Source organism: Arthrobacter sp. 2RAF22, assembly GCF_052115325.1.
Lineage (GTDB): Bacteria > Actinomycetota > Actinomycetes > Actinomycetales > Micrococcaceae > Arthrobacter.
Map to the genome: position 1 here is coordinate 1 of NZ_JBFRGL010000019.1, position 16,446 is coordinate 16,446.

The window sequence follows — 16,446 nt, forward strand, 5'->3', positions numbered from 1 at the left end:
GGGTGGTGAACACCGTGGACGCGCGCCCGGCGGCCAGGGCTTCGGACCAGCTCAGCGGGGCCTCGGTGGACATGAGTTCCTGGATGCGTTCGATGCCCAGGAACCCGGCGTGGCCTTCGTTGGTGTGGAACACTTCCGGGGCCGGGGTGCCGGTGAGGCGCTGGTAGACGCGCAGCGCCTTCACCCCGCCCATGCCCAGCAGCAGTTCCTGCTGCAGGCGGTGGTCACCGCCGCCGCCGTAGAGGCGGTCCGTGATCCCGCGCGCGGCGTCGTCATTGGCCGGAACGTTCGAATCGAGCAGCAGCAGCGGCACGCGCCCGACGTCGGCCCGCCAAATGTGCGCGCGCAGCGTCCGGTCGCCCGGCAGGGGAAGCGTGACCAGGGCCGGCGAACCGTCTTCCTCACGGAGCAGTGTCAGCGGCAGGCCGTCGGGGTCAAGGACCGGGTAGGTCTCCTGCTGCCAGGCGTCCCGGGACAGGGACTGCTTGAAATAGCCCGCCTGGTACAGCAGCCCGACGCCGATCAACGGCACGCCCAAATCCGAGGCGGCCTTCAGGTGGTCACCGGCCAGGATCCCGAGCCCGCCGGAATACTGCGGAAGAACCTCCGTGATGCCGAACTCAGGCGAGAAATACGCGATGCACGCCGGAGCATCCGGACCCAGGCCCTGGTACCAGCGCGGCTCACCCAAGTACCGGTCCAGATCCGAAGCCGCCTGCTGAACACGCTCGACGACGGCGCCATCCGCTGCGAGCTCCTGCAGTTCCTCGCGGCTGACCAGGCCGAGGAAGGTCATGGGGTCATGATTGCTTTGCTCCCAGGCTTCGGCGTTCAGCGCGGAGAACAGTTCGCGTGTCGGCAAATGCCAGGACCAGCGCAGGTTCTTCGCCAATCGTGCGAGCGGGGCGATTGCTTCCGGCAGAACCGTTCGTACCGTGAACCGTCGAATCGCTTTCACTTCCGGCCACCTTCGAACGCGGACTGGGCAGGTTTTGTCGACGTTTCCATGCGGGTTACCTCCAAGAGGTTGTTGTGATGATTGGGGAGATGTTGGCTAAGGGTGGGACCACCGCGGCGCCGGGGTGGGTAGGCCTCTGCGGGCACAACCGGCACAGGGCAAGCGCTTACATGCTGTGGACGGGCATTATTGGCCCCTCCTGCGCCCGGTCCCGGAACTCAGAAGCAGGCAGCGGTCTCCAGGTTCCGTCCACGCGCTATTCCGGGGGCTTCACGAGCCGGGAACAAGGGGACGCGGCTACTCGTGGATCCGCGGCGGAAGCCGGCGAATTCCCGCTCAGGTTTGCGCGACATCGACCGCATCGTCAATTCGGATGATTGGTACCGAATGATTCCAAGCACGACTTACTTCCTTAGTCTCCGGGAACTCTGATCGGTGACCATCCGCCATGTTGTATCAGGAGGAATCTCATCGCCGTTCGTCGACGCGCCTTGTCGACGCGGGTCGATGGCTCGACAGTAGTTGGCAGCGCGACGGTGTGTCAAATGTCACAATCACGTTCGATAGGAGCGCGTAATGAATGCCTCGAATTGGCGGACTGCACCCGGACGGCGGGGCGATTCTACGGCTGCACGGCGCGTGCCACGGCGGTGCTTCCGCGCAACGTCAACACCGGTTCAGCGAGCCACTGCACGGCATCCGGCCCGTCACTCCTGAGGCGCCGGGTAAGGAATTGTGCTGCTTCACGACCCATGACGCTCGGTTCGGCGGACGCCGTCGTCAGGGCGGGCATGAAGCGCTCCGCGGAGCCGGCACTGGTGTTGATCGCGACAATGGAGAGAGACTCGGGCACTCGCCAACCATGGGCCGCCGCCGCACCCAGAAGGCCTGCAGTCGCCGCTTCGTTGATCATCACGAGCCCGGTTGTTTCCGGAGATTCTTCCAGGATCTGTCCAAACACCTCGCGACCGCCGGCAAGTGAGCTCGTGGCCGGATACAGCCGAGCGCTGATCCCGTGCCTCGACGCAGCAGCTGCCACGGCATCCCAGGATCGGACCATCGGGCCGTATCCGCTGTCCAGGGACTCACGCGAATGCGTCACAAGGCCGATCTCCGTGTGCCCCAGGCTGACGAGATGCGCCACTGCCAGCTCCCCCATTGCTTCGAAATCTGCGTCCACGAATGTCAGGCCATCAGCATCCGTGGGCCGTCCGATCGTGACGAAGGGAACACCGGTTTCCAGCAGGACAGGAATCCGTTCGTCGAATGACCTGACTTCCATTAGGAGGATTCCATCTACGAGGCCCTGGGCCACGATCCGCTGCATCTCGCCCAGGTCGTCGGGGTCCATTGGCCACAGAAGGAGATGGTATCCGTCAGCACGCGCCTGCTCGGCGGCACCTTGGACGTATTCGAATTCCGTGGTGTTCATGCCTTGCTCCCCGACCGGAAAAATCAAGGAGACGATGCCGGTCCGTTTGCCGGCCAAGCCCTGGGCGAGCAGGTTCGGCGTATAGCCAAGATCGGACATGGCCTTCAGGATGCGCTCCCGCGTTTCGGGAGCAATCGGCCGGACACCACTGAGGGCATAGGACACAGTGCTCCTGGAAACGCCTGCTACCCGCGCAACATCGGCCATAGTTACCAAGGACTATCCCCCTGTATTGTCGGTGGCTGCTTTGCGATGGGCCCGCGAAAGACCGCGAGCCTCCAGACGGTAATGCCTCATAGTAAACCGTAATCGGTTGGGAAAGTGGTGGAGGCATGCTGAGCCCACTGTTGCATACACGCGGCGGCTAAGCGAGGGTGCCGGGATTTACGCGTTCTTGCCTACAACCCAAGACACCGCTGAAAATGCCGGAGAAACGAAAGAGCCACCCCCGGCGGGGAGGCTCTTTCAATTTCCAAAAAATCTGAGGCCCTGCCCGGAACATAAAACCCACGTTCCAAGCAAGGCCTCCATGGTGGAGCTGAGGGGACTCGAACCCCTGACCCCCTGCATGCCATGCAGGTGCGCTACCAGCTGCGCCACAGCCCCATATTTTCGCTGCTTCACGAACCGTGAACTGGCCGGAAAACCCCGTCCAGTTTTCGGATTCCTCCGAAGCAACTCAAATATCTTAGAACAGCATTTCCGAAAATTCCAAATCGGGCATATTCAGTTGGTCGGTGCCTTAAAGCCTAGGATTCCTCGACGGCGGGAGCCTTCGCGGAGGCGTCGTCACCGAGTTCCAGGTCCACTACGGGGCAGTCTTTCCAGAGGCGTTCCAGGGCGTAGAAGACCCTGTCCTCGGAGTGCTGGACGTGCACCACGATGTCTGCGTAGTCCAAGAGGACCCAGCGGCCCTCGGAACGTCCTTCGCGGCGGACCGGGCGGAGATCCTGCTTGAGCAGCTCTTCCTCGATACCGTCGACGATGGCGTTGACCTGGCGCTCGGTCGGGGCCGAGGCGATCAGGAAGACGTCAGTCAGGGCCAGACGCTCGCTGACGTCGAGGGCGATGATGTCCTCGGCCAGCTTGTCCGCTGCCGCGCGGGCGGCGTGGCGGGCCAAGAGGACGGATTGTTCATGTGCAGTCACGGGACTCCTTGTATGCGGCTTCGAGAATAGACGAAGCCTGTTTGGTGGCAAAAGCCGTTATGGTCAGCGGGAAAGTCCGCTGGTGATCATGATGATGCCCGCAATCAGGGCGATGGCTCCGATGCCAACCAGTCCCAGGACCAGGAGCCGGGTACGCTGGGCGCGCCCAAGTCCCGCCGTCGCGGCGTCGAGCGGTTCAAGTCCGTAGGCCGAACTTGCCGAAATGGGCGGATGTTCTGCCGCCTCGGCCAGCGCTTCGCCATCGGGTTCGGAGCCCGACGTCGGGCGTCGACCGGCCGCTTTCGCAGCGGCCTCTGCGCGCGCCAGCACTCCTGCGCGGCCGCGCAGGTTGCGTGGCTTGCCCGACGCCGACTGCCCCGGCTTCAGTTTCGGCGCCGGGGAGGTCACAAGGGGAACGAATGTGGTGCCGGGCGGCTTCATGACGGGACGATCGAGTCCCGGAACCTTCACGAATTCCAGGGGCGTCACCATGGCCAGGTTGCTGGCTACAGAAGGTTCAGCACGGACAGGCCCGGAAGGACGGCTGTTCTGTTCGGCGAGCCTCTGCTTGGCCATGGCCCTCTTGTTGAGGATGGCCTCGCGTTCAGCCTGGGCGATCTGTTCGGCCAGGGCCTCCGGGTCCGCCGGCTCGACGTCGGAACTGGAAACCGCTGATTCGGCGGCGGGGACTTTCTGCACCGCAGATTCCATTGCAGCGATGTGCTCAAGCTTGTTGGACTGGTTGTTCGCTTGGGCGGCCAAAAGCTCGCGGGCCATCAAGGCCTGCTCCACGGTCATTTCCGGCGCACCGGGAGGAGGTCCTGCCGTGACGCGGACGCCGCCGCCGGGCAAAACGCCCGGGCGATCAGGACCGGACTGCTGCCTGCCGGGAGCCTGGACCGGGACACTGGATGTCCTTGGCCCTGAGCCCGGTGCCGGGACAACGGGGATCGCCGAGGTGCCCGGTGCAACTTCTTCCTGCAATTGCTGGAGGCGCAGCTGACGGCGCGTGGGCGGACCGCCGCGGGAAAGCTGCTGCTCCTTGTCCGCGAGTTCCTTGATGGCACGGAGGGCGGCGCGGTCGCGCGCACGCGCCTGGGAGGAACGTTCCGAGGCGGGTTTGGCGTCCAAGGGAGCATCTGCCACCCGGCGCACCCGATTGGCCGAGGCGCCGCCGGACGCGTGGTTGGCGTCGTCGGAGGTAACGGCCTCGGCTACCGCGGGACGTGCGCCTGTTTCTTCCAGGCGTGCGTCCCGGGCTCGTCGAAGCTCGCGCCGGCTAGGGATGGGGGGCTGTTCCTGGCTCATTCAAAACTCACTCGGTACGGGCTTGGTGTTCTGTTCCGGTCATAGCATGCAGGGGCTCCCCCATGCCGGGTTTGCCCGAGTACAGCTTGTATTTGGCGATGTACTGCACTACTCCGTCAGGTACGAGGTACCAGACCGGATTGCCTGCACCCACGCGGGCGCGGCAATCCGTCGACGAAATCGCCATGGCGGGCACTTCCAACAGACTGACGTCTTCCCTGCCCATGCCGTCAAGAACATGACCGGGCCTGGTGACACCGACAAAATGCGCCAAGGACCAAAGCTCGTCGACATCTTTCCAGGACAGGATCTGTGCCAGGGCGTCCGCGCCCGTGATGAAGAACAAGTCCGCATCCGGCCGCTGCGTCCGCAGATCCCGCAGGGTATCGATCGTGAAGGTGGGACCGGGGCGGTCCACGTCCACACGGCTCACCGTGAAATTGGGGTTGGAAGCCGTGGCAATGACCGTCATCAAGTACCGGTGCTCGGCTTCGCTGACTTGCTTGTGCGATTTCTGCCAGGGCTGTCCGGTGGGCACGAAGACCACCTCGTCCAAGCGGAACTTGGCAGCAACCTCACTGGCAGCAACCAAGTGGCCGTGGTGAATGGGATCGAACGTCCCACCCATCACGCCCAAGCGAAGTCGGCGCCCCGTTTCCTCGAAGGGTTTCGCGGCGGAAATGTTAGTGACCCAGCCCTGGGTGCTTGGCCGGGTGCTGGCGGTGCGGATCCGAATGTTCTTCGACGGCGTCGTGACGGTTGCCAAGGTTCGTGTAGGAGACTGCCACAAACATCAGGACCAGCAGGATGCAGAACATGGAGACACCGAAAACCCAAGGTTCAGCCCACAACGGTGCCGGCGCTTCGGCTCCGCTCTCGCCCCCTTGCGTGAGAATTGAAATGGCGATCTGCTGAAACTGCATTTTCTCCCCTAGCGGTTCAAAGGATTTCGACGGCGGATCCTCCCGCCGTTCAGGACTTCTGTTCTATGTTACAGCGTTGCTAGGCGCGGACCTGGCCTTCACCCTGGACGATCCACTTGGTGGTGGTCAGCTCGGTCAGGCCCATGGGGCCGCGTGCGTGCAGCTTCTGGGTGGAGATTCCCACCTCGGCGCCCAGCCCGAGTTCGCCGCCATCGGTGAAGCGCGTGGAAGCGTTCACGATGACCGCCGCCGAGTCGATGTCCGCAATGAACTTCTCAGCGTTCGCCAGATTGTTCGTCAGGATGGCCTCCGTGTGGCCGGTCGACCATTTGCGGATATGCGAGACGGCCTCGTCAAGGTTGTCCACCATCGCAACAGCGAGGTCAAGGTCCATGTATTCCGTAGCCCAATCGACGTCGTCGGCGGGGACCGTGTCCACGGAGCCGGACAGCGCCGCTTCAATCCGGGAGTCGACATGCAGGGTGACCCCGGCGGAACGAAGTGCGGCGGCGACCGCGGGCAGCACGGTGGATTTCGAGTGGACCAGGAGGGTTTCCACGGTGTTGCACACACTGGGGCGCTGGGTCTTGGCGTTGAGCAGGATGTCGACGGCCATCTCTTCGCTGGCGGACTCATCGATGAAGATGTGCACGTTGCCTTCGCCGGTCTCAATGACGGGCACAGACGAGTTGTTCACCACAGTCTGAATCAGGTCCCGTCCACCGCGGGGAATCAGCACGTCCACGCGGCCACGGGCACGCATCAGGACATTCGCGCCCTCGCGGCCGAACTCGTCCACGCTCTGGACGGCGTCGGCCGGCAGCCCTACGGATTCCAGCGCATCGCGGAGGATGGTCACAAGGGCTGCGTTGGTGTGGGCGGCAGCCGATCCGCCGCGCAGGATCACGGCATTGCCGCTCTTCAAGGCAAGTCCGGCGATATCGACCGTGACGTTGGGGCGGGCCTCGTAGATCGCAGCGACTACTCCCATGGGCACGTTGACCTGGCGCAAGCGCAGGCCGTTGGGGAGGGTCTGGCCACGGACGACGTTGCCCACGGGATCCGGCAGACCCGCCAGGTTTTCAAGGGCGGCCACAAGGCCGTCGATGCGGGCAGGAGTCAAGGTCAGGCGGTCCAGCATGGCAACGGAGGTTCCGTTGTTGCGGCCGGACTCAACATCCTTCGCGTTGGCGGCGAGGATTGAATCCTGCTGTTCCCGGAGGGCCGCGCCGATAGCGCGCAGGGCGCGGTCCTTCCAGGCACGGTTCGCCTGGGCCATGTGCCGCGCTGCCTGCCGGGAGCGGTCCGCGATCGAATGCACGGCCGCCTCCACTTGCCCGGGCGTGAGCGGCGCAGTTCCCAGCTCCGGAGTTTCCGGCACCCGGGTGGCATTGCCGGAAGCCAGGGCGTCGGTTATCACAGGAGAATCAGGGGTAAGGGCCTCAGTCATTCTCCAAGTTTAGTGGAGCGGGACGGCTGGACCAGTACGAGGTCGTCAACATGAACAACTACGCGGTCATATCCACGGCCAAGGTCCTTGGCGAGCTCCTTGGTTGAACGGCCAAGCATGCGGGGAAGCTCTTCCGCGGAGTAGTTCACCAGTCCCCTGGCAATTACGGTGCCGTCGGCGGAAACCATCTCCACGGGATCGCCGGGCTCGAAGTCCCCCTGCACCGACGATATTCCGGCGGGCAGCAGCGAGGTGTGACGGTCGCGCACCGCCTTGACGGCGCCGTCGTCGAGCATCAAACGGCCCCGAACCGAAGCGAGGTGGGCCAGCCACAGCAGGCGAACCGGTTTGCGGTTGCCGTTGATGGCGAACCAAGTGCCCACGTCCTCGCCGGCCAGCGCTGCGGCGGCATTGGCCGTGGACGTGACGAGGGCGTGGATGCCGGAGCCCGCGGCGATCGAGGCCGCCTCCACCTTGGTGGTCATGCCGCCGGTACCGACGCCGGCTTTGCCCGCCTTGCCGATGGTCACGCCGACGAGGTCGGCGGGACCGGTAACGAGCGGAATGCGCTTTGCACCCAACGACGGCGGACCGTCATACAGGGCGTCGACGTCGGAAAGCAGGACCAGCGCGTCGGCCCGGACAAGGTGCGCCACCAAGGCGGCCAGCCGGTCGTTGTCACCGAAGCGGATTTCGTGGGTTGCCACGGTGTCGTTTTCGTTCACGACCGGCACGACGCCGAGGTTCAGCAAGCGGTCGAGCGCCCGGTATGCGTTGCTGTGCTGGGTGCGCCGCATCAGGTCATCGGCAGTCAACAGGACTTGGCTGACCGTGACCCCGTGCGCAGCAAAAGCCTGCGAATAGCGCGCCATCAAAAGCCCTTGGCCCACACTGGCCGCAGCCTGCTGCGTGGCGAGGTCCTTGGGACGCTTGGCGAGCCCGAGCGGTGCGAGACCCGCCGCGATGGCACCGGAGGAGACCAGGATGATCTCCGTCCCGGAATTGCGCTTCTCGGCCAGGGCGTGGACCAGGGCCGTCAGCGCTTTCTCCGAGATGCCGCCTTTGATGCTGGTCAACGAGGACGAACCTACTTTGACCACAATCCGCTTGGCGCCGGCCAACGCCTGGCGTTCCGCGGCGTCGTCGCCTTCGGTGACTTCAGCGATGCGGGCCGTGCTAGTCGTCATTTCCGGCTTCCAGGCCGCTTTCCTTCAGGGGCTTGGGGAGACGGCGGCCGCTGACAGACTCGGTCCAGATGCCCGCCTTCCGCTCGGCTTCGAGCTCGGCACGTGCTGCAGCCTTGGCCTCGCGGCGCTCGAGCTGCTCGTCGCGCTTCTGCGAACGGGTGGGACGGTCGCCGATGTCGGCAACGCGAATGTCGGTTCCTCGAGGCGTCGCCAGGAGTTCGGCGCCCGCCATCATGGTGGGCTCCCAGTCGAACACCACGCCGTCTTCCTCGCCGATCACCACGGTGTCGCCCGGAACGGCACCCATCTTGAACAACTCGTTCTCGATGCCGAGCTTGGCCAGTCGATCGGCGAGGTAGCCAATGGCTTCTTCGTTGGTGAAATCGGTCTGCTTGACCCAGCGGACCGGCTTTTCCCCGAGCACGCGGAAGAGCGGCTCGAGGTTCTTCTCCTCGCGGCGGATCTTGAAGCCGGACTCGTTGACGGCCCGGGGGCGCAGGACAGGCGCTGCGACCTTGGGAGGCGCAATCGCAACGGCCTTGCGGGCGGCCATGACGATCTCGCCCATGGCGAAGCTCAATTGGCGCAGGCCTTCATGGCTCGTGGCAGAGACTTCGAAGACGCGGTAGCCGCGCTGTTCCAGTTCTGGGCGGACGAACTCGGCCATATCCCGACCGTCAGGCAAGTCCACCTTGTTCAGGACCACAAGCTTGGGGCGCTCGTTCAAGGGGACCACTTCGCCGTCAACGCCGGCGTAGCTCATGTCCACCGCGTACTTGTCCAGCTCTTGCTCGATGATCGCAAGATCGGTGAGCGGGTCCCTGTCCGCTTCCAAGGTTCCGCAGTCCAGCACGTGCACCAGCGCGGCGCAACGCTCTACGTGGCGCAGGAAGTTGTGGCCGAGGCCCTTGCCCTCGCTGGCGCCCTCGATCAGCCCGGGAACGTCGGCGATGGTGAACCGGACGTCACCGGCCTGGACCACGCCAAGGTTGGGGATCAGGGTGGTAAACGGGTAGTCGGCGATCTTGGGCCGCGCCGCGGACATCGCCGCGACAAGGCTCGACTTGCCCGCGGAGGGGAAGCCAACCAGCGCGATGTCTGCGATGGACTTCAGTTCCAGGACGATGTCGCTGGACTCGCCTTCAATACCGAGGAGGGCGAAACCGGGCGCCCTGCGCTTCTGCGAAGACAACGAAGAGTTACCAAGGCCGCCCATGCCGCCTGCGGCGGCGACGAACTCGGTGCCTTCGCCGACGAGGTCAGCAAGGACGACGCCGTCCTTGGTCTTGACCACCGTGCCGTCCGGGACGGGAAGGACGAGGGTTTCACCGTTCTTGCCGCCCCGCCAGTCGCCCATGCCCGGGCCGCCGTTGGTTGCGTGGCGGTGCGGTGCGTGGTGGTAATCAAGCAGGGTGGTGGTTTGGGCATCGACGCGCAGGATGACGTCGCCGCCATTGCCGCCGTTGCCGCCGTCGGGTCCACCGAGGGGCTTGAACTTCTCGCGCTTAACAGAAACACAGCCGTGGCCGCCTGTTCCGCCGGATACGTGAAGTACTACCCGGTCTACGAAGGTCGCCACGTGTTTCTCCTCTATGTGGAAATTACTGCTTGAAGTGCGTGTTGCGCCGCTGTTGCGCGGCCGCCCGCCCTAGTAAATTCTAGTGCGGTTAAAAAGACAGATGGAGCGGGCCATACGGCCCGCTCCACCCGTTCAGAACGTGTTATTACTCTGCAGCTGCAGCAGCAACGATGTTCACTACGCGACGGCCACGGCGAGTACCGAACTCAACCGCGCCTGCCTGCAGGGCGAACAGGGTGTCGTCGCCACCGCGGCCGACACCGGCGCCCGGGTGGAAGTGGGTGCCGCGCTGGCGGACGATGATCTCGCCTGCGGAAACGACCTGGCCACCGAAGCGCTTTACGCCGAGGTACTGGGCGTTGGAGTCACGACCGTTGCGAGTGGAGCTCGCGCCTTTTTTATGTGCCATTTGAAATGCCTGCCTTTAAATTCTGGGGAATCTGTTGAAAACCTGAACAGCAACCAGTGGTTACTTGATACCGGTGATCTTGATCTTGGTCAGTTCTTGACGGTGACCCTGGCGCTTCTTGTAGCCGGTCTTGTTCTTGAACTTCTGGATGACGATCTTCGGACCACGGAGGTCTTCGAGGATCTCAGCCGTAACCTTGACCTTGGCCAGATCCGCAGCTGCGGAGGTGACCTTGTCACCGTCCACCAGGAGCAGTGCGGGCAGCTCAAGGGTGCTGCCGGCTCCACCGGGGACGCGGTTCAGGGTTACGTAGTCTCCAACGGAAACCTTTTCTTGGCGGCCGCCTGCGCGGACAATCGCGTACACCACTTGGGCACTCACTTCTCTCGACGTTTATTACTAAATTTGCGTGCGGAACCCCGATCCAAAAACGGGCCTGGTTCACGCTGTGCCTCAACGCCGTGGACTCCGGTACGGAATCCATGAGTCATCCCTCGAATAGTTCTAAATGAAAGGTCAGTTCCAAATGAACGGTTTCTAGGGGCATAACCCAAGTGTTGGCGTAAGCACCGAAGATCTAGATTACGCTAGTTTCGCCTTCGGCTGCAAATGAGGCCAGGTCCGGAGGCTGCCACGTGATGGCTGCCACAGACTGGCTATGCCGCCATCCGGTACCGTGCCCGTCCACCTTACCCTGCCGGCCGCGAAAAGCTCGGATCCTCACGCCGACACGCTGCAACGCCTGCGGGGGCAAGCCGCGTTCCGGTGCCTCCTCCCCGGAAGACCGGCTCAGCCGTGCAACCTTGGAGCATCGAAGAACGCCGTTTCATAGCGGCAGGATTGGGCAAACGCCTCCATCATCGCTGTGCACTCCGCGGGCGACGCAACCTGCGCGGCGGCATCCGTGATGTCGATCGCCTTGCGGGTGGCCTCCGCGAACGCCTCGTCCGCGTAGGTGCGCAGCCAATCCGCATAGGGGTGCTCGTCCGATACTCCGGCCTCGACAAACCCATGGTGGAGCCGCTGTCCCACCTCGGCGTACAACCAGTAGCAAGGCAACACGGCAGCAACCAGCACCGCATAGCTTCCCGACGCCGATGCCGCCAGCAAGTGGTCCACGTAGGCCTTGGTGACCGGGCCCAGCTCTCCGCTCACCTGGCGTCCACTGAGCCAATTCCGGTGCAGCTCGGATTCGACTTCAAGGCACATCTGCGAGCCGCGGGCCCAGAACAGCTGTTCGGTTTCACTCGGAGCGAGGGCGCTTGCCCGTGCCAGGACCCTGGAATAGCCGTTGAGATAGATGGCATCCTGGGACAGGTAGTAGCTGAACTGCGCTTCGCTGAGACCACCGGATTGCAAGTGCTGGATGAAGTCCAAGCCATAAATGGCTGCCAGTTCCGTTTGGGCGGCGTCCCACATCCGGACGGCGAAGTCCCCCGGTTGAAGGGCCTGCTGGAGCGCGTGGAAATGATGGATCGGCCCGTTGCCCTTCCCTACTTCCAGCACCTCGGACCGGGTCAGCGCCTCCTGGAGCCAGGGCTTGACGACACGCAAAGCAGACTCCCAATCGCCGAGCCGCGCCTTGGCCGTCGCCATCGCCGACGACAGGGAACATCCCGTCCCATGGCTATTGCGGGTCTCCACCCGTTGGCCGGCGAATTCCACCACGTCCTGGCTCAGGACTCCCCCGGTATTGACCAGGGCATCGGGGCAGCCGGCTCCCTGCAGATGGCCCCCCTTCACCAGGACGGTGTTTCCGCAGCTAGCGGCCAGGCGCTTGCCTTGCTCCAACGCCGATGCCCAATCAGTGGCAACAGGCTCGCCAAGCAGCATGGCCAATTCCGGAAGGTTGGGGGTCACCAGGTCTGCGAGGGGCAGCAGTTCCCGCAGTGCGGTTTCAGCGGACTCCGCGAGGAGCCTGTCGCCACTGGTCGCGATCATCACTGGATCCAGGACGACGACGGCGGGGCGCGCCTCGCCGAGCCAGCGGCGGACTTCGTGGATGACCGCCGCGTCCCCGAGCATGCCGATCTTGACGGCATCAACCGTGATGTCGTCGCTAATGGCGTCCAATTGCTGGCGCAGGAACTCCACGGGAGGCACATGGACGCCAGTGACGCCCTGTGTGTTTTGTACAGTGAGCGCCGTGATGACGGCCATGCCGTAGCCGCCATTGGCCGCAATGCTCTTCAGGTCTGCCTGGATCCCAGCACCACCTGAGGGGTCCGAGCCGGCGATGCTGAGGACCCTGGGGATGGGGCGCTGGATGGCCTTGAGCGGGTAGACAGATGATTGCGCCGAAACAGTCATGCGAGACATCCCTTCGCCGGTGCTAACCGGACAGGTTCAACGGGTCTGGTCTCAGCCGGCTCGGTGCGCGGCACCCCGTGTCAGTCCCCTAGCTTAACCCTGATCACGCCTCGCCCGCTGAAATCGCCCATTGCAACCGGACTGCCAGGGTCGGCGGATTGGCCCACAACGCCGAAACCCCGGCGGTTTCCACAGGAGCGGAAACGGCCGGGGCTTAGGCACGGTACTGCGTTCAGAGTTCGGACTTCGGCACACCGACGCCGAGGATGATCGGTTCCGCTGCCGCCGTCGGCTTCGTCGGGGCGGCGTCTGCCGCCTTGGCCTCGTGCGCGGCCCCACCGGAAGCAGCCGCGGCAACCTCGTGGTGCTCCACGTTGGTGGCGTTGGCGGCACCCTGGGCCCGGCTGGCGCTACGGTTGCGTCGGCCTCGGCGTCCACGCGAACCCGAGTCCGGGGATTCACCGCTTGCAACGGCTGCGGGGGCCTCTGCGGGGGTTTCCTTGGCTGACGTTGACGTCGTGGCGGTGTCCGGAGCTTCTCCGAGGCCTGCGAATGCCTGTGCCAATAGGTCCAGGCTCATGGCAGGTGTGCCACTTGCAGCCTCCTCTTCGTGGTGGACGAAAGGCAACGCAACTTCCTCGCCGCCGAATCGCAGCACAGGCTTCGAACGTTCCTCGCCACTCGAAGCAGCGGCCGGAGCCTGGACCGGGGCCGCTGGGGCCCGGACCGGGGTTACTTCCGCTGCGTGCCCGTCGGCGAGCAATTCCGCCGCGTGGTGGAGCTCGTCGTCGTGCAGGTGGGCAGCGTGGGCTGCAGCCGCGATGGTGGCAAGGGCTGCGCGGGTGGCTGCCTGCCGGTTCGGGTCGGTGGATTCCACAGTGTGGACCGGCACCGAAGGGGTGACGGGCAGTTCAGTGGTCCCCGGCCCCGTGCCGCGGCCGCGGCGACGCTTGCGCTGCTCGGGGCGGACGGCTGGCTGTGACTCCGTGCGCGGGTGGTGGTGTTCAGCTGCCACGACGTTGGCCCGACGGTGCTCCACGGGCTCGTCGTGCGTGACGATTCCGCGCCCTGCGCACGTCTCGCACTGCTCGCCGAAGACCTCCAGCAGGCCGGTGCCCATGCGCTTGCGGGTCATCTGGACCAATCCAAGCGAGGTCACCTCGGCGACCTGGTGCTTGGTACGGTCCCGGCCGAGGCACTCGACCAGGCGGCGCAACACGAGATCGCGGTTGGATTCCAGGACCATGTCGATGAAGTCGATGACGATGATTCCACCGATGTCGCGCAAGCGGAGCTGGCGGACCACTTCCTCGGCAGCCTCAAGGTTGTTCTTGGTGACGGTCTCCTCGAGGTTGCCGCCGCTGCCGGTGAACTTCCCGGTGTTGACGTCGACAACCGTCATGGCCTCCGTGCGGTCGATCACGAGCGAACCACCGGAGGGCAGGAAGACCTTGCGTTCCAAGGCCTTGTGGATCTGTTCGTCCACACGCCATGCCGAGAAAATGTCCTGGTCCGAGGTCCACTTCTCGAGGCGTCCCACCAGGTCCGGCGCCACGTACGTGACGTAGGCCTCGATCGTGTCCCAGGCTTCATCGCCGGAGACGATGAGCTTGGAGAAGTCCTCGTTGAAGACGTCACGGACAACCTTGATGGTGAGGTCCGGTTCGCCGTACAGCAGTTCCGGAGCCAGGATCTTGGTGGACGTGGACTGGCTTTCGATGCCTTCCCACTGGGCCCGCAAGCGGTTGATATCGTGCGTCAGCTCTTCCTCGGAAGCACCCTCGGCGGCGGTGCGGACAATAACGCCCGCGTTCTCCGGGAGGCGGTCCTTGAGGATTTTCTTCAGGCGGTTGCGCTCGACGTCGGGCAGCTTGCGGGAAATTCCCGTCATTGACCCGCCCGGTACGTACACAAGGTAGCGGCCGGGAAGTGAAATCTGGCTCGTCAGGCGTGCGCCCTTGTGGCCCACCGGGTCCTTGGTGACCTGGACCAGCACGGAGTCGCCTGACTTCAGGGCGTTCTCGATGCGGCGCGGTTTGCCTTCCAGGGTGACGGCATCCCAGTTGACTTCACCGGCGTACAGTACGGCGTTGCGGCCGCGCCCGATGTCTACGAACGCGGCTTCCATCGACGGCAGCACGTTCTGGACCTTGCCCAGGTAGACGTTGCCGATGAGGGAATCCTGCTGTGTCTTGGACACGAAGTGCTCCGCGAGCACGCCGTCTTCGAGGACACCGATCTGGATCCTGTCGTCGCGCTGGCGAACGATCATCTGGCGGTCGACGGACTCACGGCGGGCCAGGAATTCGGCTTCGGTGATGACCTGGCGGCGGCGGCCGGTCTCGCGGGATTCGCGGCGGCGCTGCTTCTTTGCTTCAAGTCGGGTGGAGCCCTTGACGCTCGTGACTCGGTCGGAGCCGCTGGTGGACTCAACGTGCGCGCGGGGAGCGCGGACGCGGGTCACAGTGTTGGGGGGATCGTCGTCTCCGCCGCCCGTCAGTTCCAGGTCCTGATCGCCGCGACGACGGCGCCGGCGACGGCGGGAGGTCACGCCTTCTTCGAGGGCCTCCTCGGTACCGGCTTCTGCCTCGTCCTCGGATTCCGCAGAGGTTTCTTCTCCCGCGTCATCACGCTCGGTGCCCCGGCGTCCGCGACGGCCACGGCTGCGACGCCGACGGCGGCTGCCGGCTTCGTCCAGTTCGTTCTCCTCGGAACCTTCCTCAGCTTCGGCCCGCGGTTCCTCGTCGACGACGGCCGGACGGACAACGGCGCTCAAGTCAGGTGCCTGGAAGATCATGGACGTGACGGAGGCAGGTTCCAGGAACAGCGACGCGATCGGACTTGCGGCTTCGGCGTCGACGGCCGGCTCCCCGGTGGTTTCCTCGGGCGCGGGCTCCTCGGCCGGCGGCTCCACAGTGGTTTCCCCGGGCGAGGCAACGTCGGCAGCCGGCGTTTCAACCGGGGCTTCTTCGGTAACGGGATCGGCGCTCTTTGCCCTCGTCGTACGACGCCGGCGGACCGGCTTTTCGGGGGCGGCTTCGGCCTCTGGTGCTATTTCAGGTACGACGGCGGCAGCAGCCTCCGGTGCCTCGCCACCTTCCGTGGACGCTTCTTCAGCGAAACCCGGCAGCGGCTCGGAGGTTTCGACCTTCTTTCGAGCCCTGGTGCGCCGGACGGGAGCCTTGGGCGTTTCCGCGTCGCTCGCTTCGGCGACAGGCTCGGCGGCGGTTGCGGCAGCTCCGGCGTCGGGGGCTTCATCCGCGGCGACCGTCTTCGGTGCAGCCTTGCGGCGGGTGCGGGTGACCTTTTTGGGTGCTTCGGTGGTCTCGGTGGACGCCGCATCTTCGGCGGCGGCTACAACTTGCTCGTTATCCATATGTGGCAACACTCCTGCCCTTGCGCAACCGCCACATCCGGTGCCCAGAGGGGCAATATTGTCAAAACCCGCAGGCGTTGACAGAAGTCAGTAGTAGTCTTTCCGGTTCGCACCAGCATGGGGGTGCGGCATCCACGGAAAGCCGGCTTCGCTCCAAACCCGTTGTTCTAATGCCACAACCAGGTGCCGTCCATGGTCACTGCGGCCCTGCCGGGGATCATTGGATCCTGGGCATGCCCTGCAAATGATTGGCGGTCTTGGGAACAAGATACCGGACCGGATTCCGCATGTGGATCGGCTTCCGGCCATGTTCATTCTCTCACACGCCCGCACTCCCGGCAGGAAGCATGCCCTGAAAGCTTCCGT

The 16,446-nt window shown here is 64.5% G+C and carries 13 protein-coding genes, 1 tRNA gene and 1 riboswitch; all 14 genes read right to left on the reverse strand.

Features of this window, described 5'->3' with window-relative positions; genetic code table 11:
- Nucleotides 1-958: alpha-glucan family phosphorylase (gene glgP / locus AB4068_RS14005; RefSeq protein WP_441433691.1), on the reverse strand; the 958-nt coding region annotated here is incomplete at its 3' end.
- Nucleotides 959-1,580: 622 nt separating this feature from the next.
- The gene (locus AB4068_RS14010) at nucleotides 1,581-2,597 is read right to left on the reverse strand and encodes a LacI family DNA-binding transcriptional regulator (protein ID WP_441433709.1); all 1,017 of its coding nucleotides are present in this window, start codon (nucleotides 2,595-2,597) and stop codon (nucleotides 1,581-1,583) included.
- Between the two features lie 323 nt (nucleotides 2,598-2,920).
- A tRNA-Ala gene (locus tag AB4068_RS14015) sits at nucleotides 2,921-2,996 on the reverse strand.
- A gap of 143 nt (nucleotides 2,997-3,139) precedes the next feature.
- Nucleotides 3,140-3,538 (reverse strand): ribosome silencing factor, encoded by a 399-nt coding sequence (rsfS, locus tag AB4068_RS14020; RefSeq protein ID WP_059389355.1) that lies wholly within the window; start codon nucleotides 3,536-3,538, stop codon nucleotides 3,140-3,142.
- A 63-nt stretch (nucleotides 3,539-3,601) separates the two neighbouring features.
- The gene (locus AB4068_RS14025; protein ID WP_441433692.1) at nucleotides 3,602-4,846 is read right to left on the reverse strand and encodes a hypothetical protein; all 1,245 of its coding nucleotides are present in this window, start codon (nucleotides 4,844-4,846) and stop codon (nucleotides 3,602-3,604) included.
- 7 nt (nucleotides 4,847-4,853) lie between these two features.
- Nucleotides 4,854-5,474: a nicotinate-nucleotide adenylyltransferase gene (nadD, locus tag AB4068_RS14030; RefSeq protein ID WP_059389356.1), complete on the reverse strand. Its 621-nt coding sequence runs from the start codon at nucleotides 5,472-5,474 to the stop codon at nucleotides 4,854-4,856.
- A gap of 55 nt (nucleotides 5,475-5,529) precedes the next feature.
- Nucleotides 5,530-5,769, reverse strand: coding sequence for a hypothetical protein (locus tag AB4068_RS14035; protein WP_059389357.1), 240 nt, complete (start codon nucleotides 5,767-5,769; stop codon nucleotides 5,530-5,532).
- A 79-nt stretch (nucleotides 5,770-5,848) separates the two neighbouring features.
- Complete coding sequence (locus tag AB4068_RS14040) at nucleotides 5,849-7,219, reverse strand: gamma-glutamyl-phosphate reductase (RefSeq protein WP_441433693.1); 1,371 nt, start codon at nucleotides 7,217-7,219, stop codon at nucleotides 5,849-5,851.
- Nucleotides 7,216-8,406 (reverse strand): glutamate 5-kinase, encoded by a 1,191-nt coding sequence (gene proB, locus AB4068_RS14045; RefSeq protein WP_284991216.1) that lies wholly within the window; start codon nucleotides 8,404-8,406, stop codon nucleotides 7,216-7,218. The genes AB4068_RS14040 and proB overlap by 4 nt, the downstream gene beginning before the upstream one ends.
- A complete protein-coding gene (obgE, locus tag AB4068_RS14050; protein WP_284991215.1) occupies nucleotides 8,396-9,985 on the reverse strand; it encodes a GTPase ObgE in 1,590 nt (529 codons plus the stop codon). The genes proB and obgE overlap by 11 nt, the downstream gene beginning before the upstream one ends.
- A 145-nt stretch (nucleotides 9,986-10,130) precedes the next feature.
- On the reverse strand, nucleotides 10,131-10,394 hold the full coding sequence (rpmA, locus tag AB4068_RS14055) for a 50S ribosomal protein L27 (RefSeq protein ID WP_003803426.1): 264 nt from the start codon (nucleotides 10,392-10,394) through the stop codon (nucleotides 10,131-10,133).
- Nucleotides 10,395-10,454: 60 nt separating this feature from the next.
- The gene (rplU, locus tag AB4068_RS14060) at nucleotides 10,455-10,763 is read right to left on the reverse strand and encodes a 50S ribosomal protein L21 (protein ID WP_028267456.1); all 309 of its coding nucleotides are present in this window, start codon (nucleotides 10,761-10,763) and stop codon (nucleotides 10,455-10,457) included.
- Between the two features lie 420 nt (nucleotides 10,764-11,183).
- A complete protein-coding gene (locus AB4068_RS14065; protein ID WP_441433694.1) occupies nucleotides 11,184-12,704 on the reverse strand; it encodes a bifunctional hydroxymethylpyrimidine kinase/phosphomethylpyrimidine kinase in 1,521 nt (506 codons plus the stop codon).
- Nucleotides 12,696-12,792: riboswitch (TPP riboswitch) on the reverse strand. Its footprint overlaps the gene before it by 9 nt.
- A gap of 144 nt (nucleotides 12,793-12,936) precedes the next feature.
- Nucleotides 12,937-16,080: an Rne/Rng family ribonuclease gene (locus AB4068_RS14070; protein ID WP_441433695.1), complete on the reverse strand. Its 3,144-nt coding sequence runs from the start codon at nucleotides 16,078-16,080 to the stop codon at nucleotides 12,937-12,939.
- Between the last annotated feature and the right edge of the window lie 366 nt (nucleotides 16,081-16,446).

Coding starts and splice junctions, on each gene's coding strand:
- nadD (WP_059389356.1), bottom strand. CDS start 5,474: ATGGGTGGGACGTTCGATCCCATTCACCACGGCCACTTGGTTGCTGCC.
- proB (WP_284991216.1), bottom strand. CDS start 8,406: ATGACGACTAGCACGGCCCGCATCGCTGAAGTCACCGAAGGCGACGAC.
- AB4068_RS14070 (WP_441433695.1), bottom strand. CDS start 16,080: ATGGATAACGAGCAAGTTGTAGCCGCCGCCGAAGATGCGGCGTCCACC.
- AB4068_RS14040 (WP_441433693.1), bottom strand. CDS start 7,219: ATGACTGAGGCCCTTACCCCTGATTCTCCTGTGATAACCGACGCCCTG.
- AB4068_RS14025 (WP_441433692.1), bottom strand. CDS start 4,846: ATGAGCCAGGAACAGCCCCCCATCCCTAGCCGGCGCGAGCTTCGACGA.
- AB4068_RS14010 (WP_441433709.1), bottom strand. CDS start 2,597: ATGGCCGATGTTGCGCGGGTAGCAGGCGTTTCCAGGAGCACTGTGTCC.
- AB4068_RS14035 (WP_059389357.1), bottom strand. CDS start 5,769: ATGCAGTTTCAGCAGATCGCCATTTCAATTCTCACGCAAGGGGGCGAG.
- rpmA (WP_003803426.1), bottom strand. CDS start 10,394: ATGGCACATAAAAAAGGCGCGAGCTCCACTCGCAACGGTCGTGACTCC.
- AB4068_RS14065 (WP_441433694.1), bottom strand. CDS start 12,704: ATGACTGTTTCGGCGCAATCATCTGTCTACCCGCTCAAGGCCATCCAG.